Origin of the sequence: Pseudomonas putida (genome assembly GCF_022627325.1) — a bacterium.
GTDB classification, from domain to species: Bacteria; Pseudomonadota; Gammaproteobacteria; order Pseudomonadales; family Pseudomonadaceae; genus Aquipseudomonas; species Aquipseudomonas putida_X.
Window position 1 is genome coordinate 73,874 of the sequence record NZ_JAETZZ010000010.1, and the last position, 23,840, is coordinate 97,713.

A 23,840-nucleotide genomic window follows, 5' to 3' on the forward strand; every position below is an offset into this window, starting at 1 on the left:
CTGGATGCCTGATGCTGACTGCACTGCTGTTCGACCTCGACGGAACCCTCACCGACACCGACACCCTGCATTTGCAGGCTTTCCGTCAGTTGTTGCGCGACCATGATGGCCGTGAGCTGACCCAGGCCCAGTTCGATGCCCAGATCAGCGGCCGGGCCAATGGGCCTTTGTTTGCCGAGCTGTTCCCAAACGCCGGCGCGCAGGAATGCCTGGCGCTGGCTGATCGCAAGGAAGCGCTGTTCCGCGAGCTGGCCCCTGCCCTTGAACCCATGCCGGGGCTGCTGCGCCTGCTGGACTATGCCCGGGCACGCTGTATCGGCATGTGCGTGGTGACCAACGCACCCAGGCTCAATGCCGAGCACATGCTCACTGCCATGGGCCTTGGCGCACATTTCGAGCATGTGCTGGTGGCCGAAGAGCTGGCACGGCCCAAGCCTGACCCGTTGCCGTACATGACCGGCTTGCAGCGCCTGAGGGCAAGGGCCGGGGAGGCGCTGGCGTTCGAGGATTCGTTGCCAGGCGTGAAAGCGGCGAGCGGCGCCGGGATCTTTACCGTGGGGGTTGCCACGACACAGACGGCAGAACGGCTGATGGCTGCGGGGGCCAGGCTTGTGGTGGATGATTTTGACGATCCGCGGTTGTGGGAGGTGATAGAAGCGATGCAGTGCAGCGCTTGAGCCTCATGCTGTGACGGGGCTCGCCGGGCCCTGACCACTCGTCGCGAGCACAGGGCCTGCTGTCGATCTCATCCCTGCCCGCTCGACCACACTTGAACCCCACGTGTGGAGTCATCCCCATGAACCCTCAAAAGCCCGACATCGTCTCGCGCAGCCAATGGTTGGCCGCCCGCCGTCAGCTATGGCTGCATGAAAAAGCCTTTACCCACCAGCGCGACGAACTGGCCGCCGCCCGCCGCGCCCTGCCCTGGGTGAAACTGGAACAGCCCTACCGTTTTCAAGGCCCGCACGGCGAGCTGAGTTTAGGCGACCTGTTCGCCGGGCGCAGTCAGTTGCTGGTCTACCATTTCATGTTCGCCGAGGGCTGGAGCGAAGGCTGCCCCGGCTGCTCGTTCCTCGCCGACCATTTCGACGGCGCCAACCTGCACCTGGCGCATCACGATGTTTCGCTGGTCGCCGTTTCGCGCGCGCCCCGCGCTGAGTTCCAGGCATTTGCCCAGCGCATGGGCTGGCGCTTTCCCTGGTACTCGTCAAACGGCAGCAGTTTCAATGAAGATTTCGGCATCAGTGTCGCCACTGACGGCAACAGCCACTACAACTACGAACCCTACACCGGCAACGAAAGCGAGCTGCCTGGGTTGAGCGCCTTCTACCGGGACCGGGACGGCACCCTCTTTCATACCTATTCCACCTACGCGCGCGGCCTCGACATCTTGGTCAATACCTACAATTTTCTCGACATTGCGCCATTGGGGCGCAACGAGGAAGGCACCATGGATTGGGTGCGCCATCACGATCGCTACGAAAGCCAGCCCGGCCAACCGCATTGCTGCCATGACTGAACAGGCCACAGCGCCGCCTGCGCCATGGCTGAGCCAGCCGGGCGGCGCAATGGCAGCAGTTCGGCAGAATACGGCCATACTTGAGCCCGTCGCCCTGGCATTACAGGCCCCCCATGCTCAAGCGCTTGCCCATGTTCCACCTACGCACCCTGGTCGTTGGCATTGTCGTGCTGGCATGCCTGGCAACCTTGTGCAACACCCTTGCTGTCGCCTACCGGGTACAGCACCGCGCCTTGGTCGACCTGGAGCTCAAGGCCAACCAAGCCTATGCGAGCAAACTGGCATCGGATATCGACGAGTTCCTGCGCTCGGCCCGCAACCACCTGTCCTACAGTGCCGGGCAACTGGGCGGCGGCCTGGACGACCTGGCCGCGCTGCAAAGTGAAGCCGAGCGGCTGCAGGTGCAGGACAAGGACTTCAACTCCATCGTCATCGTCAACGCCCAAGGCCAGGTGCTGGTGGCGCATCCGGACATAGAACAGGTCACCAGCCACCAGCAGCACTCCAGCGAAATCCGCCAAGCCGTGCAAGCCCGTCAGCCGTGGGTCAGTTCCGCCTACACCTCGCGCGGGGGCGACCTGGTGATCTTCGTTTCGCAGCCGATCTTTGCCGCCGATGGCCGCTACCTGGGCATTGTCGGCGGTTCGGTGTTTCTCAAGAAAGAAAGCGCGTTGCATACGTTGATCGGCCTGCACTACCAACAGGACGGCACCTTCGCCTTCGTCGCCGACGCCAACCTACGCCTGCTGCACCACCCCGAGCATGCGCGCATTGGCACCCAGGTCAGCGACAGCCCAACGATCAGCGCGGCGCTGCGTGGCCAGACAGGCACCCTCGAAGTGCCCAACTCTGCCGGCGTTCCCATGCTGGCAGGCTTTGCCCCGGTGCCTGAAGCGCACTGGGCAGTGGTGGTGCAGACACCGCGGGACCTGGCCTTGGCGCCACTGGGCGAAATGACCCGCAAGGTGCTGCTCTATATCCTGCCGGTCAGCATCATCGGCTTGCTGTTGATGCTCTGGATGACCTACCGCCTGACCTTGCCGTTACGCCAACTGGCACACAGCGCCAGCCACCTGTCCGCCACCCAGACCGGCGATCAGCTGCGCCGTATCGATGCGTGGTACGTGGAGGTCGCAGCCATCCGTCGCGCCTTGCTGACAGGCGAGCAATTGCTGCAGGAAAAATTCGGCAAGCTGCGCCAACAGGCTCAGAGTGATGCCCTGACCGGCCTTGCCAACCGGCGTGCCATGCAACTGACGCTGGACGCCTTGATGCAGAGCCCAAGAGCATTCGCCGTGCTGGCCCTGGACATCGACCATTTCAAACAGGTCAACGATACCTTTGGCCACGATGCGGGCGATGAGGTGCTCAAACACCTCGCCGAGCTGTTGCGCCATAATTCACGCAACGACGACCTGCCCTGCCGGGTCGGCGGTGAGGAATTCACCATGCTGCTGCCGGACACTGGCCTGGCCGATGCCCGGCGCATTGCCGAACGCATACGCGCCGCGGTCGAACAGGCCGATGCACCGCATGTGGGCAAACTCAGCGTGTCGATTGGCGTGGCCTGCCGCCGGCCCGATACGCATCAGGCCGACGGCGTGCTCAAGCAAGCCGACGAGCAGTTGTACAAAGCCAAACACAACGGCCGCAACCGCGTCGAAGTGCTTGACCTCAGCCCCTCACCCCCAGCATCCCCCGCTCGACGATGAAGTCGATCACCGCCTGCAGGCCCTCGCCTTTCTTCAGGTTGCTGAACGTCCACGGGCGCTCCGGGCGCATACGCTGGGTATCAAGCTCCATCACCTCCAGCGAGGCACCGACGTAGGGCGCAAGGTCGGTCTTGTTGATCACCAGAAAATCGGACTTGGTGATGCCAGGCCCGCCCTTGCGCGGGATTTTTTCGCCTTCGGCCACATCGATCACGTAGATGGTCAGGTCGGCCAGCTCAGGGCTGAAGGTGGCGCTGAGGTTGTCGCCACCGCTTTCCACGAAGATGACTTCAAGGTTGCCGAACTTGCGCGCCAACGCTTCCACGGCAGCCAGGTTCATCGAGGCATCCTCGCGGATGGCGGTGTGCGGGCAGCCACCGGTCTCGACGCCGACGATGCGCTCGGGCTCCAGCGCGCCGGCCTCGGTAAGGATGCGCTGGTCTTCCTTGGTGTAGATATCGTTGGTGACCACGGCGATCTGGTAGTGGTCGCGCATGGCTTTGCACAAGCATTCGAGCAGCGCGGTCTTGCCAGAGCCGACCGGGCCGCCGACACCGACGCGCAGGGGTTGCTGATAGCTTTGCATTAAGGCAGTCCTCAGGAACGGAATAAACGGGTGTATTGGGTTTCGTGACGCGATGATGCAATGGCCAGCAGCGGCAAGCCGCCACCGAGCTGGTCGTCACCAAGCGCCAGGGCTTGGTCGATGATGCCGGGCAGTGTCTCACCCAGGTCGCGCAGCAGGGTCTGGGCCGCCTGCTGGCCGAACGGCACCAGTTTGACCCCAGCCATGACCGCGCCCTCCAACCAGGCGAAGGCATGCCCAAGGGCAAGCTGGCGCAACGGGATCGACCAGTGCACGGCCAGCCAGGCCATGCCGCCCAACTGGCTGAGTTCCAGGCTTGGGCGCCAGACCGGGGCCTGGCCCAACTGCCAACCATCGAGCAAGCGCGCCAGCGCCGCGCCCCGCTGCTGCTCTTCAAGGCGCAGCTCGGCAGTTTCGCGGTTGGCCAGCAGAAAGCGGCTCCAGCGTGCAAACGCGGCAGCATCATCGGCCTGGCACGCGTGGTACAGGCGCGCCAGGACCGGCCAGTCCAGGTAAGCGAGGGTGTCGTGCATCTGCTCGCACTGCCAGGCGCTGAAGCTTTTGATGTCTCGCACCCACCCCGCCTCAACGGCCCACTCAAGGCCTTGCGAGTAGGTAAAGCCCCCCACCGGCAAGCCGGGGCTGGCCAGCTGCAGCAGGCGCAGCAATGCCAGGTCGCTGTTCATCAACCGGCCAGCACCACTGCGGCGCCGGCAAGCATGCCGCCACCAAAGGCTTTGTGCAGCGCGCTATGGCGGCGCAGCAGGCAACCGACAGCGAAGCCCACGACCAGCAGCAAGCCGCTGACGGTGACGAAACCGGCGCTGAAAAGCCAAAAGGCGCTGGGCGTGGCCTCAACGCCATGGGCCCAGCCATGGAACAGGGCAAACACAGGCATGGCCAGCGCCAGCAGCAACTGCCGGCTAGGCAGCAGTACGGCGACGCCTGCCACCAGCACCGACACGGCGATCATGGTCTCCATGCCCAGCACATCACCGAACAGATGGCCACACACGGCGCCAGCGAACATCGCCGCCAAGGTTGCCAGCGGCAAGGCCAGGTTGCGTCGGGTCAAGGCCGCCAGCACACCGGTACCCAACAGCATCAACAGGTGATCGAGGCCGGTCAGCGGATGCAACAGGCCATCGTGCAGCGGATTGCTGTCATGGCCCGGGTGGGCGAAGGCCGGCAGAGCAACCAGCAGCAGCGCAAGGGCAAGCGTTTTTTTCATTGTGAGCTCCAAGGTTCAGGAATGGGCTGGCAGGCGCACGAAGGGGTGATCGTGCCCATGGCTATGGCTATGGCTATGGCTATGGCTATGGCTATGGCTGTGGCTGTGCGGCGCGCTCTGGTAGGCCCCGGCTTCCGGCTCGAACGGTGCCTGCTCGGCCTCGACCGTCAGGCCCAGGCCGCGCAGCATGTCGTCAAGCACGTGGTCGTGCTGGTAACGCAGCAGGCCCGGCTCGATCTGCAGGGGGACGTGGCGGTTGCCCAGGTGGTACGCGGCACGCGCCAGCAGGTGCGGGTCGCTGCAACGCACGGTCGATACCGCCTCGGGCGCTGCGAGTACCTGCACCACCTGGCTGCCCGCAGCATCGGCCAGCAGCTCGCCACCGCGCAGCAGGTGGCCGCGCTCAAGCATCAGGCCCGCCTCCCGGCCATCGTCAAGGGCAACCCGCAAGCGGCTCTTGATACGGCTATCGACGTCCAGGGTAACGGTGCCGGTGATAGTGTCGGATGCATCGATCCGGCGGGTCAGGACAATCATTTTCGCTCCTTCAGAACAGGAAATAACGCTGGGCCAGCGGCAGTTCGCTGGCCGGCTCGCACACCAGCAGTTCGCCGTCGGCGCGTACCTGGTAGGTCTGCGAATCGACTTCGATCACCGGTTGCAACGTGTTGTGGACCATGTCGGCCTTGCGTACCTGGCGGCAGCCGTGGGCCACGCCGATCAGGCTCTGCAAGCCCAGTTCCTGGGCCAGGCCACGGTCCATGGCGGCCTGGGGCAGGAAGGTCATGCGCGTGGCATGGCGGGCAGCACCGAGCGCCCCGAACATGGGCCGGTAATGCACCGGCTGTGGGGTCGGAATCGAACCGTTGATGTCGCCCATGGGCGCGGTGACGATCATCCCGCCCTTGATGACCAATGCCGGCTTGACCGCGAAGAAGGCCGGCGACCACAGCACCAGATCAGCCAGCTTGCCCACCTCCACCGACCCCACCTCATGGGCGATGCCATGGGTCAGCGCCGGGTTGAGGGTGTATTTGGCGATGTAGCGCTTGACCCGGAAGTTGTCGCTGTAGCTGCTGTCCGGCGCCAGAGGCCCGCGGCGCACCTTCATCTGGTGGGCGACCTGCCAGGTGCGCAGCACCACCTCACCGACGCGGCCCATGGCCTGGGAGTCGGACGAGGTCATGGCGAACGCGCCCATGTCATGCAGGATGTCTTCGGCGGCGATGGTTTCGCGGCGGATGCGTGACTCGGCGAACGCCACGTCCTCGGCGATGCTCGGGTCCAGGTGGTGGCAGACCATCAGCATGTCGAGGTGTTCATCGACGGTGTTGACCGTATAAGGCAGGGTCGGGTTGGTCGAGGATGGCAGCACGTTGGCCTGCCCTGCCGCACGGATGATATCCGGTGCATGGCCGCCGCCGGCCCCTTCGGTGTGGAAGGTATGGATGGTGCGATCACCGATGGCGGCCAGGGTGTCTTCGATGCAACCGGACTCGTTGAGGGTGTCGGTGTGAATCGCCACCTGGATGTCCATTTCCTCGGCAACGCCCAGGCAGCAGTCGATGGCGGCCGGGGTAGAGCCCCAGTCCTCGTGCAGCTTCAGGCCCACCGCACCCGCAGCGATCTGCTCGCGCAGCGCGTCAGGACGCGACGCATTGCCCTTGCCCAGCAGGCCGATGTTGATCGGCAGGCTGTCGGCCGCCTGGAGCATGCGCGCCAGGTACCAGGGCCCCGGGGTGCAAGTGGTGGCATTGGTACCGGTGGCCGGCCCGGTGCCACCGCCGATGAACGTGGTGACGCCACTGGTCAGCGCTTCTTCCACCTGCTGAGGGCAGATGAAGTGAATGTGCGAATCGATGCCCCCGGCGGTGACGATCTTGCCTTCGGCCGCGATCACCTCCGTGCCTGGGCCCACTGGCACGGTCACGCCCGGCTGCACGTCAGGGTTGCCGGCCTTGCCGATGGCAACGATACGCCCGTGCTTGACGCCGATATCGGCCTTGACGATACCCCAGTGATCGATGATCAAGGCGTTGGTCAACACCAGGTCCATGGCCTGGGCAGCAAGCATCTGGCCCTGGCCCATGCCGTCGCGGATGACCTTGCCACCACCGAACTTGACCTCTTCGCCGTAAACCGTGAAGTCCTTCTCCACCTCCACCCACAGCGCAGTGTCGGCCAGCCGTACACGGTCGCCGACAGTAGGGCCGAACATGTCGGCATAGGCCCGACGTGAAATACGGCTCATGCCTGGCCCTCCAGTGCGCCCATCACTTTGCCCTGAAAGCCATACACCTCGCGCTTGCCGGCGTAGGCGACCAGCTGCACGGTACGCGCCTGGCCCGGTTCGAAGCGCACGGCAGTGCCGGCCGGAATGTCGAGACGAAAGCCGCGGCTAGGCGCGCGGTCGAACACCAGGGCATCGTTGACCTCGTAAAAGTGGTAATGCGAGCCCACCTGCACCGGCCGGTCGCCATGATTGGCCACGTTGACACTGACCGTTTCGCGGCCGGCGTTGAGTTCGATGTCGCCGGCGGCGACCTGGATTTCACCTGGGATCATGCTGGGCTCCTCAGCCAGGTCAGACGATGGGGTCATGCACGGTCACCAGCTTGGTGCCGTCAGGGAAGGTGGCTTCGACCTGCACGTCATGGAGCATCTCGGGCACACCGTCCATGACGTGCTCGCGGCCGATCACTTCCCGGCCCAGGCTCATCAGCTCGGCTACCGTACGCCCATCACGGGCGCCTTCGAGCACTGCGGCGCTGATCAGCGCCACCGCCTCGGGGTAGTTGAGCTTCAGGCCACGGGCCAGGCGCCGTTCCGCCAACAGTGCGGCAGTGAACAGCAGCAGTTTGTCTTTCTCTCTCGGGGTCAGCTCCATGGCGCTCTCTCAAGTGGCCCAGATGCGCGGCGGGCACGCCGGCAGGCCGAGGACGGCCGGCCGCAGGACGTGCCAGAGGCGCTGCAGGGTGTGTTGCAGATGTTGGTTGTCGTGGTCCAGCAGGCGAATCACCAGCAGCGAACCGAGCAAGGTGGCGCCGCCTGGCGTTTTCAGTTCATCAAGCAGAGGCCGCACCGTTTCCAGCACGGTTGGATCTGCCGGGTAGGCACAGAAAGTGGCGAGCAAGGGGTGCCCGCCGAGCTTGTCGAGTTGGCCCCCGGTGATGCGCAGGCGCTCGCTCAAGCCAGGGTCGTCGGGCACCTCGATGCTAAGACGGCTGTCCAGCGCGCCCTGAGCGAAACGCTCGCCCATCACCGGTCGGCCCAAGCAGAGCGTCTCCCAGGCCAGCAGGCGAGCACCGGGCTCAAGGATGAAGCGGCTGTCGAGGCTGGCCCGTGCACCGGAAAAGAAAATGCTGTCCTGGGGCAGCCACTCCAGGGTGCTGCCCGCTTGCAGATGAAAACGTTGGGTCAGCCATGCGGTGGGGCCGATACTTCGATAAAACTTGCTGGCGCCGGGCATGGTCAGCAATGCATGGCTGCCAGGCTCTAGCTGAAGATCCAGTTCCAGGCGATCACCGGCAACGATGCCCCCTGGCGGGTGCAGCACATAGACGTGGCACGGCGCACCCTCCGGGTAGAACGGCCGCTGCACCAAAAGCGGGCCAAAATGACGGCGCGCACCAAGGCGGGTCACGCCAGCACGCTCGACAAAGCGCAACTGCAGGTAGGCGCTCCATCCTGCATCATGTTCAGATTTTTCGACGCGCTCCGCCAGCAACATCCTATAGCCCCTGATTTTCACGGCCTCATGACCGTTGCGAGCACCAGCGCCGCGCACTGACGTGCTGCAGGCCTGACCACTCGATCAAATTCGATTGGCTGGGATATAGCAGTTTGCGGGCCAACTACGCAGGTGAAGCCACATGAAACATAATGCGCAAGGCTCTGGCGTGGGGCATGCCCGCTCATGACGCACGACACCAGGGCACGCATCAGCCCTGTTTCGGTGCTCGAATCAGCCAGGGTGTTTCCCCGCGAACAGGACAGCCCGCCGCCACAATCGGTAGACTGGCAACCCAGTCACATACCGTCCACGGCCAAGGAACCGCCATGCCTCTCGCCCCTGCCATCCCCATCCTGCGTATTTTCTCGGTCGAAAAGGCCAAGGAGTTCTACCTCGACTTCCTCGGCTTCACCCTGGACTGGGAGCACCGCTTCAGCCCGGACCTGCCTTTGTATGCCCAAATTCATCGGGACGGCCTGATCCTGCACCTGAGCGAGCACCACGGCGACGCGTGCCCAGGCTCGACGGTGTTTGCTCGCACCGACGAACTGCTGGCACTGCAACGTGAACTGCAGGACAAGCAGTACGGCTATGCCCGCCCACAGGCTGAGCGTGTCGATTGGGGCCTGCAGATGCAGATACGCGACCCGTTCGGCAACCTGCTGCGTTTCTGCCAACAGATCGATGACGAGGCCGCGCCATGAAAGCATTGGGCAAACGCGAACTGGCGCGCCTTGAGCGTGAACTGGTGGCATGCCTGACCGACGCATGCGAAACGGCCAAGGCACAGATCGTCGGGTTCAGTTGGCTGACCCATCGCCTGGACCCTGATCAGTTCCCTGCCAGCTTGCGCATCACCTGGGTCTTCGAGCGCGAAGTCGACAAGGCCGCAGCGCTGGCGGGTGATGCCAAGGCACGCATGCTCAAGCTGACGGCCCAGGCGCTGGACGAAGCAGGAGTAGCGCTGGATCACCCGGCATGGCATGTGCGCTTTGACAGCGAAGAGGCGTGTGAGCGAAGCCATGGCGGGGATTGGAACAGGCGCCTCGGTGCTGCGCGCTAGCGCTGGAGGCAGTCACATGGCGCAATGCTGGCCCTGATCGGCCAAGGACACCGCAAATCCATCGCCAGCCCCGCGCCCCCAATTCGTGACTGGGCGTTCCCGATCCGCGGCGGATGTATTATCGTGGCGAGGTGCGCATATAACAGCAGCCCGAGCGATCGGGCACTTGCAAGACAATCGAGGGTGTCATGAGTAACGAAAGCATTAACTGGGACAAGCTGGGTTTCGACTACATCAAGACCGACAAGCGCTACCTGTCCGTATGGCGCAACGGTGAGTGGGACAAAGGCACCCTGACCGAAGACAATGTGCTGCACATCAGTGAAGGCTCCACTGCCCTGCACTATGGCCAGCAGTGCTTCGAAGGCCTGAAGGCCTACCGCTGCAAAGACGGCTCGATCAACCTGTTCCGCCCTGACCAGAACGCCGCCCGCATGCAGCGCAGCTGCGCTCGCCTGCTGATGCCGCACGTGCCAACCGATGTGTTCATCGAGGCCTGCAAGCAAGTGGTCAAGGCCAACGAGAAATTCGTCCCGCCACACGGCAAGGGTGCCCTGTACCTGCGCCCGTTCGTGATCGGCACCGGCGATAACATCGGCGTGCGCACCGCCCCCGAGTTCATCTTCTCGGTATTCGCCATCCCGGTTGGCTCGTACTTCAAAGGCGGCATGAAGCCGCACAACTTCCAGATTTCCAGCTTCGACCGCGCCGCGCCACAGGGCACCGGCGCCGCCAAGGTCGGCGGCAACTATGCAGCCAGCCTGCAGCCAGGTGCTGAAGCCAAGAAAGCCAACTTCGCCGACGCCATCTACCTCGATCCGCTGACCCACACCAAGATCGAGGAAGTCGGCTCGGCTAACTTCTTCGGCATCACCGCCAACAATGAATTCATCACCCCGAAATCGGCCTCGGTACTGCCAGGTATCACCCGCCTGTCGCTGATGGAACTGGCGTCCTCGCGCCTGGGCCTGACCGTGATCGAAGGCGATGTCGAAATCAACAAGCTCGACCGCTTCATCGAAGCGGGTGCCTGCGGTACCGCCGCGGTGATCACCCCGATCGGTGGCATCGAGTACAACGGCAAGCTGCACGTGTTCCACGACCTGGAAAAAGTCGGCCCGGTCACCCAGAAGCTCTATAACGAGCTGACCGGCATTCAGAGTGGCGACGTCGAAGCACCGGCTGGCTGGATCGTCAAGGTCGCCTGAGCCTTCGCACCACGCCGAACCGCAGGGCATGCCAGACGCTGGCATGCCCTTTTTTCTGCCTGATAGGTCCGGCCTCATCGCTGGCAGGCCGCCTCCCGCGCAATTGCGTCAACTTTAGCCAATCTGCAGCCAGATGAATTTTTCTTAAATTCCCGGCAGTCTATTCTTTGGCACAATCAAGCCTCCACTAGACGCCCAGGAACCAGCATGCCACGCGTACTGACCATCGAAGACGACGCCGTCACCGGCCAGGAAATCGTCGCCGAACTCACCAGCCACGGTCTGGAAGTGGATTGGGCAGACAATGGCCGTGAAGGCCTGGCCAAAGCCATCGGCGGCGGCTATGACCTGATCACCCTGGACCGCATGCTGCCTGAGGTCGATGGCCTGACCATCGTCACCACCCTGCGCAACCTTAAAATCGCAACGCCAATCCTGATGATCAGCGCACTGTCCGACGTCGATGAGCGTGTGCGAGGCTTGCGTGCCGGTGGCGACGACTACCTGACCAAGCCGTTCGCCTCCGACGAGATGGCTGCACGGGTGGAAGTGCTGCTGCGGCGCAACAGCGTGCCGATGACCCAGACCCGACTGCAGGTCGCCGACCTGCAACTGGACCTGATCAGCCATGAGGCCCGCCGCGGCGACCAGACGCTCAACCTGTTGCCCACCGAGTACAAACTGCTGGAGTACCTGATGCGCCACAGCGGCCAGGTGATCACGCGGATGATGATCTTCGAGGAAGTCTGGGGCTACCACTTCGACCCTGGCACCAACCTGATCGATGTGCATATCGGCCGCCTGCGCAAGAAGATCGATTCCCCCGGGCAAGCGCCGCTGATCCGTACCGTACGGGGCTCCGGCTATGCCATTGCTGAACCCAACTAAGGGCTGGAGCTCCTCGACCAGCCGCCTGCTGGCGTTGTACAGCTTCCTCTTCGTGGCCTGGAGCAGCATCCTCATGGGGGTGCTGTATTTCGAGGTGTCCAGCTACCTGAACAAGCTTACCCGCCACTCCATGCTGCAGCGCCAGCACCTGTTCGCACACATGAGCGGCAAGCAGCTGGACGACGCCCTGATCGCCAGCCAGGCATTCGAGGAGCGTGCCTTCGATGCCTACGGCCTGTTCGACGCCCAGCTCAATCCGATCGGCGGGCGCATCCGTGCTATCCCGCCGGAACTGGGCCTGGACGGCAAGGTGCATGAACTCGAGCGCTGCCTGGACGCCGATGACCCGCACATGCCGCGTGACAGCTGCGACGCGGTGGCAATCAAGGTTCAGGACGGCCGCTGGCTGGTACTGCTGCGCGACAACGGCTCGTTGTTCGTGGTGACACGCATCATCCTGCACGCCTTGCTATGGGGCATATCGCTGACACTCATCCCTGGCTTCGCTGGCTGGTACATGCTGCGGCGCAGGCCTTTGAAACGCATTCGCGCGATACAGGCGCAGGCAGAGCTGATCGTCGCCGGCGACCTCACCCACCGCCTGCCACTGTCGGCCCGGCGCGACGAACTGGACATGCTGGCAGCCATCGTCAACGCCATGCTTGACCGGATCGAACGGCTGATGCACGAGGTCAAGGGCGTGTGCGACAACATTGCCCACGACCTGCGCACACCGCTCACCCGCCTGCGAGCGCAGCTGTACCGCATCCGCCAGCAGAGCGGTTTGGACTCAGCGCAAGCCGAAGCACTGGACCAGGCCATCGGCGAAACCGATACCCTGATGGCACGTTTTCGTGGCCTGTTGCGCATCAGTGAGCTGGAGGATCGCCAGCGCCGCGCCGGCTTCATTGAGCTTCACCCGCGTGAGTTGCTGGTGGAGTTGCACGATTTCTACCTGCCCCTGGCTGAAGATGGCGGCATCCGCCTGCAGCTGCAGCAGCCTGAGCACCTGGCGGCGCTGCATGGGGACCGTGAGTTGCTGTTCGAAGCGCTGGCCAACCTGGTGGGCAATGCCATCAAGTTCACGCCAGAAGGTGGCCGGGTAGCCATTACCGCGACGCAGGACGAGGCAGGCGTGCATATCGCTATCGAGGACAGCGGACCTGGGATTCCGGAACAAGAGCGCACTGCAGTGCTGAAGCGGTTCTATCGCAGCGATGAAGGCCACCGCCACCCGGGGTTCGGGCTCGGTTTGTCGATCGTTGCGGCGATCGTCGACTTGCACGGGTTTGGGCTGGAGGTGGGTGACAGTGAGCTGGGTGGGGCCAAGCTGGTCTTGCATTGCCCGTTGCCGGGGTTGCCGAGGTAAAAGCGGGGACTGCCGTGCAGCCCACGCCGGCAAGCCCACCACGACAGCACGACCGTCAAGCCCTGCGCAATACCTGTGGGAGCCGGCTTGCCGGCGATGGGGCCGCTAAGCGGCCCCCTTTACATCATCAGTCAGCCAGACGCCAGGTAGTGCCACCCTTGCCGTCTTCCAGCACCACGCCCATGGCGGTCAGCTGGTCACGGATCCGGTCGGACTCTGCCCAGTTCTTGTCGGCTCGCGCCTGCAGACGCGCCTGGATCAGCGCCTCCACTTCAGCCGCATCGACCTTGCCCTCAGCCCCTGCACGCAGGAAGTCATCGGCCTCCAGCTGCAGCACACCCAGCACATCACCCAGCTCGCGCAGGCGACCGGCCAGGCCAGCAGCCGCATCCGGGTCGCTGTCGCGCAGGCGGTTGATTTCGCGCACCAGGTCGAACAGCACGGCACAGGCTTCGGGGGTGTTGAAGTCGTCGTTCATCGCCACGCTGAAGCGCTCGACGAATTCCTCACCACCCTTGGCTGCCACACGCGGCAAACCCCGCAGTGCGTGATAGAAGCGCTCCAAGGCACCTTTGGCATCACGCAGGCTGTCTTCGGAGTAGTTGATAGCACTGCGGTAGTGACTGGCCACCAGCAGGTAGCGCACCACCTCCGGGTGGTATACGTCGAGCACGTCACGGATGGTGAAGAAGTTGTTCAATGACTTGGACATCTTCTCGCCATTGATGCGGATCATGCCGCAATGCATCCAGGCATTGGCGTACTGCTTGCCGGTCGCCGCTTCGCTCTGGGCGATTTCGTTCTCGTGGTGCGGGAACTCCAGGTCGCTGCCGCCACCGTGGATGTCGAAGCTCTCGCCCAGGCAGCAGGTGGACATCACCGAGCACTCGATGTGCCAGCCCGGACGGCCCGGCCCCCACGGCGAATCCCAGTACGGCTCGCCCGGCTTGACGCCCTTCCACAGGACGAAGTCGAGCGGGTCCTGCTTGGCCTCATCGACCTCGATGCGGGCACCGATGCGCAGGTCCTCGATCTTCTTGCGCGACAGCTTGCCGTAGCCGACGAACTTGCCGACCCGGTAGTACACGTCGCCATTGCCGGGCGCGTAGGCGTAGCCCTTGTCGATCAAGGTCTGGATCATCGCGTGCATGCCGGCGATATGGTCGGTGGCACGCGGTTCCTGGTCCGGTTTGAGGATGTTCAGGCGCCGTTCGTCCTCGTGCATCGCATCGATCATGCGGGCTGTGAGCGCGTCGAAGGTTTCGCCGTTCTCGTTGGCCCGGTTGATGATCTTGTCATCGATGTCGGTGATGTTGCGCACATAGGTCAGCTCATAGCCGCTCTTGCGCAGCCAACGGGTGACCAGGTCGAAGGCCACCATGCTGCGGCCATGGCCCAGGTGGCAGTAGTCGTACACGGTCATGCCGCACACGTACATACGCACCTTGTTGCCATCGAGCGGCTTGAAGACTTCCTTGGTTTTGCTCAGCGTGTTGTAGATGGTAAGCACGGCGGTTCCTTAGCTGCCCCAGGAGTCACGCAGGGTGACGGTGCGGTTGAACACCGGGCGGCCCGGCTGGCTGTCCTTGAGGTCGGCGCAGAAGTAGCCTTCGCGCTCGAACTGGAAGCGGTCTTCAGGCTGCGCCTGGCCCAGCGACGGCTCGGCACGGCAGCCGGTCAGCACTTGCAGCGAGCCCGGGTTGATGTTGTCGAGGAAGCTGGCGCCCTCCTCGGCTTTCTCTGGGTTCGGCGAGCGGAACAGGCGGTCGTACAGGCGCACTTCGCATTCGACACTGGCGTCTGCCGGCACCCAGTGGATCACGCCCTTGACCTTGCGGCCCTCGGGGTTCTTGCCCAGGGTCTCCGGGTCGTAGGAGCAGCGCAGCTCGACGATGTTGCCCTCGGCGTCCTTGACCGCTTCGTCGGCGCGGATCACGTAGCTGCCGCGCAGGCGCACTTCACCGGCCGGCTCCAGGCGCTTGTAACCCTTTGGCGGCTCTTCCATGAAATCGTCGCGGTCGATGTACAGCTCGCGAGCGAAGGGCAGCACGCGCACGCCCATGTCTTCCTTGGGGTGGCGCGGCAGTTCGAGCTGCTCGACCTGGCCTTCAGGGTAGTTGGTGATGACCACTTTGAGCGGGCGCAGCACGCACATGGCGCGTGGCGCGGTGCGGTCGAGGTCGTCACGGATGCTGAACTCGAGCATCGACATGTCGACGACGCCGTCGGAGCGGTTGGTACCGACCATCTCGCAGAAGTTGCGGATCGAGGCCGGGGTGTAACCGCGACGGCGGAAGCCCGACAGGGTGGACATGCGCGGGTCGTCCCAGCCGCTGACATGTTTCTCGTCGACCAGCTGCTTGAGCTTGCGCTTGGAGGTGATGGTGTAGTTCAGGTTCAGGCGGCTGAACTCGTACTGACGCGGGTGCGCCGGTACCGGCAGGTTGTCGAGGAACCAGTCGTACAGCGGCCGATGGCCTTCGAACTCCAGGGTGCAGATCGAGTGGGTGATGCCTTCGATGGCATCGGACTGACCATGGGTGAAGTCATAGTTGGGGTAGATGCACCACTTGTCACCGGTCTGGTGGTGGTGGGCATGACGGATGCGGTACAGGATCGGGTCGCGCAGGTTCATGTTCGGCGAGGCCATGTCGATCTTGGCCCGCAGCACGCGCTCGCCATCCTTGAACTCGCCAGCCTTCATGCGGGCGAACAGGTCGAGGTTCTCTTCGACGCTGCGCTCACGGAACGGGCTGTTCTGGCCAGGCTCGGTCAGGCTGCCACGGTAGGCCTTGGCCTGATCAGGGGTCAGGTCGCAGACATAGGCCTTGCCACGCTTGATCAGTTCAACGGCCCAATCGTGCAGTTGGTCGAAGTAGTTCGAGGCATAACGCACCTCGCCGGCCCAGTCGAAGCCCAGCCATTTGACGTCGCGCTGGATGGCATCGATGTACTCCTGGTCTTCCTTGGCCGGGTTGGTGTCGTCGAAGCGCAGGTGACAGACGCCGCCGAACTCCTTGGCCAGGCCGAAGTTGACGCAGATCGACTTGGCATGGCCAATGTGCAGGTAGCCATTGGGCTCCGGCGGAAAACGAGTGACGATGCTGCTGTGCTTGCCCGAGTCCAGGTCGGCCTGGATGATCGGCCGCAGGAAGTTCGCAGGGACGGCGGGGGCGCCTTTGGCAGCGGCGTTGGGCGCGTTGTCGGCAGTGGGCTTGCTCATAGGATCCTTGAATGCACGTGTCCGGCCTGGGTAGGCCGATTGAATCAAAGGGCCTATCATAGCCGAAGCAGTCAAGCTGCTGACAGCCAGGCTCGGACAAACTGCCGTGATTTATCGCAGCTTTTTGTCGCGGCCTGGCAAAATGGCCAGTGCGCGCCATGTGTCGCGGTCGCCCGATCCTGCGTCAGGTGACTACAGGCGCACTGCGCACCCTAATTCCCGAATGCCTTGAAAGAGCGAATTCCAGCATGTCCAAAGTCAAACTGACCACCAACCACGGCGTTATCGTCCTGCAACTGGACGCCGAAAAGGCGCCGCTCACCACGGCAAACTTCGTTCAGTACGTCAAGGACGGTCACTACGACGGCACCGTGTTCCACCGTGTGATCAAGGGTTTCATGATCCAGGGCGGCGGCTTCGAGCCAGGCATGAGCCAGAAGAAGACCCGCGCCAGCATCCAGAACGAAGCTGACAACGGCCTGAAGAACACCAAGTACAGCATCGCCATGGCCCGCACCATGGACCCGCACTCGGCCTCGGCCCAGTTCTTCATCAACGCCTCCGACAACGACTTCCTCAACCACAGCGGCAAGAACACCCAGGGCTGGGGCTACGCGGTGTTCGGCGAAGTGACCGAAGGCCGTGAAATCGTCGACGCCATCGAAAAGGTCGCCACCGGTTCCAACGCTGGCCACCAGGACGTACCTAAAGACGACGTGATCATCGAGAAAGCCGAGATCGTTGAGTGATACTGCTGATCTCTGATCTGCATCTGCAAGAAGAACGCCCGGATATCACCCGGGCGTTTCTTGATCTGCTCGACGGCCGCGCACGCCACGCCGATGCGCTGTACATCCTCGGCGACTTCTTCGAAGCCTGGATCGGCGACGATGCCATGACGCCCTTTCAGCAGTCGATCTGCCAGGCCCTGCGCCGGCTGAGCGACAGCGGCACGGCCGTCTACCTGATGCACGGCAACCGCGACTTTTTGATTGGCGAGGGCTTCTGCCAAGCGGCCGGCTGCACCTTGCTGGCCGACCCCAGCGTGATCAGCCTTGGCGGCGAGCAGGTTTTGCTGATGCATGGCGACACCCTGTGCACCCGCGACATCGGCTACATGAAAATGCGCCGCTATCTGCGCAACCCGCTGAGCCTGTGGGTTCTACGGCACTTGCCGCTTGCCACCCGGCAGAAGCTGGCGCGCAAGCTGCGTAGCGAAAGCCGTGCCCAGACGCGCATGAAAGCCACCGACATTGTCGATGTCACAGCCGAAGAAGTGCCAGCGGTGATGGCGGCGCACGGTGTGAAAACGCTGGTGCATGGCCACACTCACCGGCCGGCGATCCACAAGCTGGTGGTGAACGGGGAGCCGGCCCGGCGCATCGTGCTGGGCGATTGGGACCGTCGTGGCTGGACCCTGCAGGTCGATGCGCAGGGCTTTCAGTTGGAACCCTTCGAGTTTTCCTGAAGCTGATGGCTTGGCCATACCGGCCTGATCGCCGGCAAGCCGGCGCTACAAATACGCTGTGGCGAACCTGTAGATGCCGGCTTGCCGGCGATCAGACTGGTACTGGTTTGCGACTCAAGGCCGGCTCGCCACCGCCGCCTTGTCACCCTCGCTGATCACATACTGCCGATACTCAGGGTCAGCCTTGATTTGCGCCTCGGTGAACGGAATGGGCGCCAACTGCTTGGCCGAGAAGGCCTTGGTCTGGTCGCTCGAATGTGCCGAAGCGGCTTCGCTGGATTGCGAGAAGGCCAACAGCCCCCGCGCCTGCGGCCCATCCTCGGTGAAACTGACCAGTTGCAGGTAACTGGTGCCACTGACCACCAAGCGCTTGCCCGGCCCATGCGGGATGCTGTAGATCGCGTTGTACACCCCCATCGCCTGCGCGCCGCCCGGTACCGGCGTGCCATCGGCCGCCTGCTGGATCTGCCCCCAACGGCTGCCTTCAGCAACCCCGGCTTTGGCGACCTGCTGCAGGGAGGCCAGCGCCGCTTCGCGCAGCAACTTGCGCACCGCGGCCTGCTCCACTGCCAAGCCGCGGGGGGTGTGTTGCGGGTCTGCCGGATCAAACGCCACCCGCCAGCTTTGCGGATGCCTGGCCATGTTTTCGACGATGTTCTGGAAATGCACCAGGCCAATCCCACTGTCAAGGTCAGCCTTGCCATCCCAGCTTGCCAGGCTCGTACATAACGCCTGCAAATCGGCCTCAGCGCCTTTGCACCATTGCAGCAAGTCTGGAAGCACCAGGCTGGCCAGGTAGACCTCGTCATCCATCACCATACGCTGCAGGTCCTCCACCCCCAGCTTGGCCTTGCCTTGCAGGCGCTCGAGCGCGAAGCGCCCGCGCATACCCAATGGCTGGTCGCTGCGGCTGATCAGCGGTGAGTACCCGGTCAACGGCTGGGCGGGGTTGGTCATCCACGCCGGGTCGTTGGAGCTTTGCACGAAATCGTTGCGCGCAAGGCTGGGCAACAGACGTGGCGGGAAGATGCCAGGCTGCGCCGCCTGGGCATCGACCTTCCACTGGCAGGCGCTGCGTGAGCCATCGAGCACTACCAGCGGGCCTTGCGCCGCCGGGTTGCTGCACTGGCTGAGCAACTGCTGGTCCACGTAGGGCACCACCGACTGGTTAAGGTAGAGCGCCTTACCGCCCGAATCGACAGCCAAGGTGTTGACCCAGGGTATGCCTTGCAACTGCTCGATCGAGCCCTGCAGTGCCGCCAGGCTATCGGCACGGTTGATGCGATACCACTGCTGCAGCACACGGGTATTGTCCAGATTGGCGTCACGCAGGCTGTAGGCCGTTTTGCTGTCCCAGTCCAGGCGGCCTGGCCACTGCACAACGGGCCCGAATTTCGAGCTGTAGACCTGGCGCTCCACCTGGCTCAGTGTGCCATCTTCAGCCTTGACCGTGACACTCACAGCCTGCCGGGTCAGGGGCAAGGACTTGCCATCGAACAGGTACCGCGTCGGGTCTTGCGGGTCCAGTTGCAGTTTATAGAGCGTGAAGTGCTTGGAAGTATCGACCGTATGAGTCCAGGCCAGATGACGGTTGAAACCAATGTTCACTACTGGCAAACCAGGCAGTGCGGCCCCCATCACGTCCAGCTGGCCTGGGATGGACAGCTGCATCTGGTAGAAGCGCATCCCGCCCATCCAGGGGAAATGCGGGTTGGCCAGCAACAGGCCGCGGCCGTTGGCCGAACGCTCTGCGCCCACGGCAACAGCATTGCTGCCCCGTTCCGAAGCGAAACGCTGTTGCTGGGCCAGTGCCTCGCCGAACGTGTGCGCTGCCTGCTGGCTGGTCAGCTGTGGCGGTTGGGCACCCGCCAACGCTTCGGCGAATTGCCCCAACCCGCCCTCCGCCAGCAGACGGCGGGTCAGCTTGATCAGGTCCAGGCTGGTGATCGGCCGCAACCACTGGCCATCCCCGCATTCTGCCGGCAGCCCTTGGCTACGGCGCTCGGCCAGGGCACGGTTGAAACCACTGGCATAGCCTTCCAGCAAATCGCGCACCTCAGAGGGTTGGGCCTGGAGGAAGCTGTTGACCGCGGTCGGCGTATTGAGCCAGGTGAAGAACAGGTCGCTGGCCAGGTTATCGCGCTGCTCGAGGGTTTTGCCCTGCGCGCCAAAAAAGCGCGAGCGTTCACCGTTGACCGTCAGCACTTCATTGGCCAGCAGGCACAGGTTGTCTTGGCCATAGGCATAACCGATGCCGTAACCCAGACCGCGCTCATCCTTGGCCACGATATGCGGCACGCCGAAACTGGTGCGCCGGATTTGCGCAGTGGCATCGCTACTGGCCGCTTGCGCCTGCGCGGCGAGGCTTGAGGCAACCAACGCGGCCGCAAGGCCAACGCAGGTCATGGGTCTTGAAATTGAGAGCACGGGCACTCCTGGGCTTCTGGGATCATTCCCAATCAGACGAACACCCAGATGAAAATTTTACGCAGCAGGCGCATCAGATCCGTCTTCATGACACAGGCAGCGATTTTTTTTGCGCAAAAGCTGCAGTTTCTCCGCGCTCATTCGTCCTAGTAAGTGAGGCACCCATATTTCGGGACAGTCCACGAAAAGGAGCATTCACATGTACAACCCGCAACCTTCACTTCAGCCCGGGCGAACCCCGGCCGAGGCGGCCAATGGACAGGACGCCTGCGGGGAAGAGCGTGTCGGCAACGAACAGATCCGCGAGTTGCTGCGCACCTATGGGCTGCGTACCAGCCTGATCCGTCTCAAAGTGATCGATGCCCTGCACAGCGCCGGCCGCGCCGGGCGCAGCATTGGCGTGCGCGGGGTGCACGCGCACCTGGAACAACTGGATATTCCGCTGTCGTTTCTCAGTGTGCGGGAGGTGCTCAAGCGACTGTGCGCAGAGGGCGTGATCCACTTGGGCAACGACAAGTGCTACAGCCTCAACCCGCAAGCGCGCGCCGTGCTCGAGCAGCCCTCTTCGCGCTGAGCGCAAGGCCGGCCATCGCTGGCCGGCCGGCAAGGGTCAGGGCTTGACCTTGCGCCGCAGAATCCCGTTGATCACGACCACCACGACTGCAATGGCGATGGCCAGCATCTGGAAGGTCTGTTCACTGATGGTGCCCTGTTTCTGCAGGTGCGACAGGCCCAGCATGAGGCCCAGCACCACCAGGATGATCAGAATCGAATATTTGAGGCGCTGCACGTGTGTCATCGATAGTTCCTTGCAACATCGGGGGCAAATGGCTCGCAACGAGCCGGCGCCATGATACAACGCCCGTGGCTTTTGGCGCTGCATTTCCTGCTTAGCGCGGCCCCTCAAGCCTGAAAGCATTGGCCTCCCTACCCCCAAGTTGGAGGCTCCATGCTCAAGCCCGCCCTGCTCATTCTGTTGTTACTCCCCGCTCTGCCCACCCACGCGCTGGATGTCCGCCAGATACCGCCTGAACGATTGCTCGAACTGGGCCGCGAACTGGCGGCCCACGCCGGCAGCAGTCAATGGCAGCAGTTATGGCAGCGAACGAGGGCGGCCGGGCACCTGATCGCCGGGCCTGGCCACGCCCATTTCACCCTCGAACAGCCCCAGCTGCCCAAGCTCGCCTACGAAACCTTGGCCAACGCCGGGCAGGTCGAAGCCGTAGGCAAGACCCTGGCGCTCTACCGCAGGTCCTTCCCCGATAAGGTACTGGGCCGGCACGACAAACAATCGCTCAGTGCACTCTGCCTCGTGGTGGATTGGCGCAGCCTGCCTCAAACCATGGCCAGTCGGCCCCACGCCTACCTCGCCAACGTGAGCTTGATGCATGTTTACCCCTGCGTTGAGGGTACTGGCACCCAGTTGCCTCACGGAAAAGCGCCCCCCTGAGTATCAACGCCTGTAGGGCAACGCCAGAGCGATGTCCTACAACGCGCGAAATCGTTGCCTTCAAATCCTGCACCTTGAGGCTACAACAGCTGGACCACTTGGCGCCTAGCGACAGTATTCGTCACTCACTGACAATCCGCTCATGCCAGCGACAGAGCGCCGATGGTAATCGCCGACACGTCATTGCGGCATATCCAAGCATCGCGCCCCATCAACCGCGAGGGAGCCACATATGGAATTGCAAGATCTCACAGCCATAGACATCAGCCAGCTACCGCATTCGCTGCAGTCCCTGATCGAGTGTATCGGCATCGAAAACGCCTACCAGCTCACCTGTGCCTTTGGCGGCAGACCCAAGTACATCCCCAAGCACCGCGAGCGAACCAAGCTCGCCGAGATACTCCCGGGTGAGGCCCTCGACGCCCTGATCAAGCGCTTTGCCGGTGTGGCGCTGGAAATTCCCAAGCCAGACCACTTCCTGCGGCAATTGCGCAACCTGCAAATCCAGAAAGAAAGCGCCGAGGGCCTGTCACGCAGCCTGTTGGCCGACAAGTACGGCCTGAGCCTGCGCCAGATCGGCAATATCCGTCGCCAGGAGCCTTGCACGCGCTGACGACACCCACCCGGCCGCACTCACGGCCGTCTTTGCAGCACCCATTAAAAAGAGAATCGAGCTATGTCCATCGACAACAGCCTAATCGGATCGGTCATCAATGCCTTGCCCATGGACCGGATGATCGCCGGGCCACTACAAGCCATGGTTCAGGCGCAGGTCACTGCGAGCAAGTCCTATGCGGACTTCCTCATGCAGGTCTGCGTACAGGATGGCAAAGCGGTTGCCATCCAGTTCGACTATGACGAGACCATCGTCAACGAACAGGGCGAATACAAAGGTGTCGTCAACAAGTCCATGAAGGTGCCGCTGCTGGCGGCCATCACCCACCCCAACATCGTCATCGAAGAAGGAACGGTCGACTTCGAACTGACCATCAGCCAAGCGGCTGAGGATTTCAGTGAGTCGAGCAAAAGTGGCGAAGTGGCTGGGGCGCTCGGCTGGGGCCCTTTCAAGCTGGACATGAAGGGCAGCATCAGCCACAAGTCCACGCAGACCCGCAAGACCGATACCCGCGCCCGCTACGCGTTCAATACCACCTTACGCCGCCAGGACCCGCCAGAGGCCGTGATGAGAGTCATCGATTTTCTCACCGATGCCGCCACCAAACCAACGGTGGTACCTAACTCGACCCTGCAGAGCACCGATACGATTTCCGATGCCGACGTACTGAAGGGCGATACAGCGAACACCCCCTCCCCAAGTCCCAGCACGCCCTGACGCTTAGCCCTGTCTCAAAATGTCCGCCTCGCTGAGCACAGCGGGGCTCCCGTGTACCAAGGAGACAAGTGAGTGGACAATCACCCTGCCCCCATGACCGCGATCGACCTGCGGGATATCACCCGTGGCCTGCAGGAGGCCGCAGCGGCCACCAATAGCCTGATTGCCCAGCAGTACATCAATCTGTTCGACCACTTCTTCGACATCGACCCCCAGGCGCTCGGGGCACCTATGAAGGCCAAGATGGTCGAGGTCGCCATGGACGACCAGCATGTGATACGCGTGCCGTTGTTCGCCCTGGTATCACCCAAGGGGCTGGCCTTGGAGCGCATGCAAGTCGACCTCTCGGTGCGCGTCAACGGCACGGAGGCGCTGCGTGCGATGCAGGCCAACGCTGAGGCCGGCGGCGCAGCGGCATTCAAGGTCACGATCGGCGCCCAGGGCCGCCAGGGCGAAACGCGAGACCCGGACGAGGTGCAGATCCGCATGCAGTTTCAGGCCAGCGACCCCCCCGAAGCGCTGAACCGCCTGATCGAGGAATACACCAAACTGATCAACCCCACCCGCAAGCCACCTGCTGCGCCCGGCCCTGATACCAACGAGTTCATCGAGGCCGCCACCGTGCGTTGA

General features: G+C 63.2%; 27 protein-coding genes. 15 read left to right on the top strand and 12 right to left on the bottom strand.

Annotated features, from left to right (window positions below; translation table 11 throughout):
- Window positions 1-11 precede the first annotated feature (11 nt).
- The 3 genes from JNA92_RS16665 (at window position 12) to JNA92_RS16675 (ending at window position 3,231) form a co-directional block, all read left to right on the top strand.
- Window positions 12-677, top strand: a complete 666-nt coding sequence (locus JNA92_RS16665; protein ID WP_241805771.1) for an HAD family hydrolase — start codon at window positions 12-14, stop codon at window positions 675-677.
- Between the two features lie 119 nt (window positions 678-796).
- Window positions 797-1,519 carry a DUF899 domain-containing protein gene (locus JNA92_RS16670; protein WP_241805772.1) on the top strand — a complete coding sequence of 241 codons (723 nt, stop codon included), beginning with the start codon at window positions 797-799 and terminating at the stop codon, window positions 1,517-1,519.
- Between the two features lie 131 nt (window positions 1,520-1,650).
- Window positions 1,651-3,231 (top strand): sensor domain-containing diguanylate cyclase, encoded by a 1,581-nt coding sequence (locus tag JNA92_RS16675; RefSeq protein WP_241805773.1) that lies wholly within the window; start codon window positions 1,651-1,653, stop codon window positions 3,229-3,231.
- Here the strand turns inward: JNA92_RS16675 and ureG are convergent.
- From ureG to JNA92_RS16715, 8 genes are read right to left on the bottom strand one after another with little or no spacing between them, the layout of a single operon-like run.
- On the bottom strand, window positions 3,194-3,817 hold the full coding sequence (gene ureG / locus JNA92_RS16680) for an urease accessory protein UreG (protein ID WP_241805774.1): 624 nt from the start codon (window positions 3,815-3,817) through the stop codon (window positions 3,194-3,196). The genes JNA92_RS16675 and ureG overlap by 38 nt on opposite strands.
- Before the next feature lie 11 nt (window positions 3,818-3,828).
- A complete protein-coding gene (locus JNA92_RS16685; protein WP_241805775.1) occupies window positions 3,829-4,503 on the bottom strand; it encodes an urease accessory protein UreF in 675 nt (224 codons plus the stop codon).
- The gene (locus JNA92_RS16690; protein ID WP_241805776.1) at window positions 4,503-5,048 is read right to left on the bottom strand and encodes a HupE/UreJ family protein; all 546 of its coding nucleotides are present in this window, start codon (window positions 5,046-5,048) and stop codon (window positions 4,503-4,505) included. Before JNA92_RS16690 ends, JNA92_RS16685 begins: the two co-directional genes overlap by 1 nt.
- A 15-nt stretch (window positions 5,049-5,063) precedes the next feature.
- The gene (ureE, locus tag JNA92_RS16695) at window positions 5,064-5,585 is read right to left on the bottom strand and encodes an urease accessory protein UreE (RefSeq protein ID WP_241805777.1); all 522 of its coding nucleotides are present in this window, start codon (window positions 5,583-5,585) and stop codon (window positions 5,064-5,066) included.
- Between the two features lie 10 nt (window positions 5,586-5,595).
- Window positions 5,596-7,299, bottom strand: a complete 1,704-nt coding sequence (gene ureC / locus JNA92_RS16700) for an urease subunit alpha (RefSeq protein ID WP_241805778.1) — start codon at window positions 7,297-7,299, stop codon at window positions 5,596-5,598.
- Window positions 7,296-7,613 (bottom strand): urease subunit beta, encoded by a 318-nt coding sequence (locus JNA92_RS16705; RefSeq protein WP_241805925.1) that lies wholly within the window; start codon window positions 7,611-7,613, stop codon window positions 7,296-7,298. Before JNA92_RS16705 ends, ureC begins: the two co-directional genes overlap by 4 nt.
- A gap of 19 nt (window positions 7,614-7,632) precedes the next feature.
- Window positions 7,633-7,935 (bottom strand): urease subunit gamma, encoded by a 303-nt coding sequence (locus tag JNA92_RS16710; RefSeq protein ID WP_241805779.1) that lies wholly within the window; start codon window positions 7,933-7,935, stop codon window positions 7,633-7,635.
- Between the two features lie 9 nt (window positions 7,936-7,944).
- Complete coding sequence (locus JNA92_RS16715; RefSeq protein WP_241805780.1) at window positions 7,945-8,778, bottom strand: urease accessory protein UreD; 834 nt, start codon at window positions 8,776-8,778, stop codon at window positions 7,945-7,947.
- Between the two features lie 329 nt (window positions 8,779-9,107).
- Here JNA92_RS16715 and JNA92_RS16720 point away from each other — a divergent pair, with 329 nt between their 5' ends.
- From JNA92_RS16720 to JNA92_RS16740, 5 genes are all read left to right on the top strand, one after another.
- Window positions 9,108-9,485 carry a glyoxalase superfamily protein gene (locus JNA92_RS16720; protein WP_241805781.1) on the top strand — a complete coding sequence of 126 codons (378 nt, stop codon included), beginning with the start codon at window positions 9,108-9,110 and terminating at the stop codon, window positions 9,483-9,485.
- Window positions 9,482-9,844, top strand: a complete 363-nt coding sequence (locus JNA92_RS16725; RefSeq protein WP_241805782.1) for a hypothetical protein — start codon at window positions 9,482-9,484, stop codon at window positions 9,842-9,844. The genes JNA92_RS16720 and JNA92_RS16725 overlap by 4 nt, the downstream gene beginning before the upstream one ends.
- A gap of 188 nt (window positions 9,845-10,032) precedes the next feature.
- Window positions 10,033-11,052, top strand: coding sequence for a branched-chain amino acid aminotransferase (locus tag JNA92_RS16730; protein WP_039602754.1), 1,020 nt, complete (start codon window positions 10,033-10,035; stop codon window positions 11,050-11,052).
- 207 nt (window positions 11,053-11,259) lie between these two features.
- Window positions 11,260-11,940, top strand: coding sequence for a response regulator transcription factor (locus JNA92_RS16735; RefSeq protein WP_241805783.1), 681 nt, complete (start codon window positions 11,260-11,262; stop codon window positions 11,938-11,940).
- The gene (locus tag JNA92_RS16740) at window positions 11,918-13,309 is read left to right on the top strand and encodes a sensor histidine kinase (RefSeq protein ID WP_241805784.1); all 1,392 of its coding nucleotides are present in this window, start codon (window positions 11,918-11,920) and stop codon (window positions 13,307-13,309) included. The genes JNA92_RS16735 and JNA92_RS16740 overlap by 23 nt, the downstream gene beginning before the upstream one ends.
- A 127-nt stretch (window positions 13,310-13,436) precedes the next feature.
- Here the strand turns inward: JNA92_RS16740 and cysS are convergent, their stop codons facing one another.
- Both cysS and JNA92_RS16750 read right to left on the bottom strand, forming a co-directional pair.
- Window positions 13,437-14,819: a cysteine--tRNA ligase gene (gene cysS / locus JNA92_RS16745; RefSeq protein WP_241805785.1), complete on the bottom strand. Its 1,383-nt coding sequence runs from the start codon at window positions 14,817-14,819 to the stop codon at window positions 13,437-13,439.
- Between the two features lie 9 nt (window positions 14,820-14,828).
- The gene (locus JNA92_RS16750; protein WP_241805786.1) at window positions 14,829-16,532 is read right to left on the bottom strand and encodes a glutamine--tRNA ligase/YqeY domain fusion protein; all 1,704 of its coding nucleotides are present in this window, start codon (window positions 16,530-16,532) and stop codon (window positions 14,829-14,831) included.
- A gap of 248 nt (window positions 16,533-16,780) precedes the next feature.
- Here JNA92_RS16750 and JNA92_RS16755 point away from each other — a divergent pair, with 248 nt between their 5' ends.
- Window positions 16,781-17,281: a peptidylprolyl isomerase gene (locus tag JNA92_RS16755; RefSeq protein ID WP_241805787.1), complete on the top strand. Its 501-nt coding sequence runs from the start codon at window positions 16,781-16,783 to the stop codon at window positions 17,279-17,281.
- Window positions 17,278-18,000 carry a UDP-2,3-diacylglucosamine diphosphatase gene (locus tag JNA92_RS16760; protein ID WP_241805788.1) on the top strand — a complete coding sequence of 241 codons (723 nt, stop codon included), beginning with the start codon at window positions 17,278-17,280 and terminating at the stop codon, window positions 17,998-18,000. Before JNA92_RS16755 ends, JNA92_RS16760 begins: the two co-directional genes overlap by 4 nt.
- Window positions 18,001-18,114: 114 nt before the next feature.
- Here the strand turns inward: JNA92_RS16760 and JNA92_RS16765 are convergent, their stop codons facing one another.
- A complete protein-coding gene (locus tag JNA92_RS16765; protein ID WP_241805926.1) occupies window positions 18,115-20,406 on the bottom strand; it encodes an acylase in 2,292 nt (763 codons plus the stop codon).
- A gap of 220 nt (window positions 20,407-20,626) precedes the next feature.
- Here JNA92_RS16765 and JNA92_RS16770 point away from each other — a divergent pair, with 220 nt between their 5' ends.
- On the top strand, window positions 20,627-21,001 hold the full coding sequence (locus JNA92_RS16770) for a fe2+ zn2+ uptake regulation protein (protein ID WP_241805789.1): 375 nt from the start codon (window positions 20,627-20,629) through the stop codon (window positions 20,999-21,001).
- A gap of 36 nt (window positions 21,002-21,037) precedes the next feature.
- On the opposite strand, the gene JNA92_RS16775 is transcribed toward JNA92_RS16770, so the two are convergent.
- Window positions 21,038-21,226, bottom strand: a complete 189-nt coding sequence (locus JNA92_RS16775) for a hypothetical protein (protein WP_016394938.1) — start codon at window positions 21,224-21,226, stop codon at window positions 21,038-21,040.
- A 150-nt stretch (window positions 21,227-21,376) separates the two neighbouring features.
- Between JNA92_RS16775 and JNA92_RS16780 the strand changes: the two genes are divergently transcribed.
- The 4 genes from JNA92_RS16780 to JNA92_RS16795 all read left to right on the top strand — a co-directional run bounded on the left by JNA92_RS16780 (window position 21,377) and on the right by JNA92_RS16795 (window position 23,840).
- Window positions 21,377-21,877 (top strand): hypothetical protein, encoded by a 501-nt coding sequence (locus JNA92_RS16780; protein WP_241805790.1) that lies wholly within the window; start codon window positions 21,377-21,379, stop codon window positions 21,875-21,877.
- Window positions 21,878-22,109: 232 nt separating this feature from the next.
- A complete protein-coding gene (locus tag JNA92_RS16785) occupies window positions 22,110-22,490 on the top strand; it encodes a Mor transcription activator family protein (protein WP_241805791.1) in 381 nt (126 codons plus the stop codon).
- Between the two features lie 63 nt (window positions 22,491-22,553).
- Window positions 22,554-23,210, top strand: coding sequence for a DUF2589 domain-containing protein (locus JNA92_RS16790; RefSeq protein ID WP_241805792.1), 657 nt, complete (start codon window positions 22,554-22,556; stop codon window positions 23,208-23,210).
- 72 nt (window positions 23,211-23,282) lie between these two features.
- Window positions 23,283-23,840, top strand: coding sequence for a DUF2589 domain-containing protein (locus tag JNA92_RS16795; RefSeq protein ID WP_241805793.1), 558 nt, complete (start codon window positions 23,283-23,285; stop codon window positions 23,838-23,840).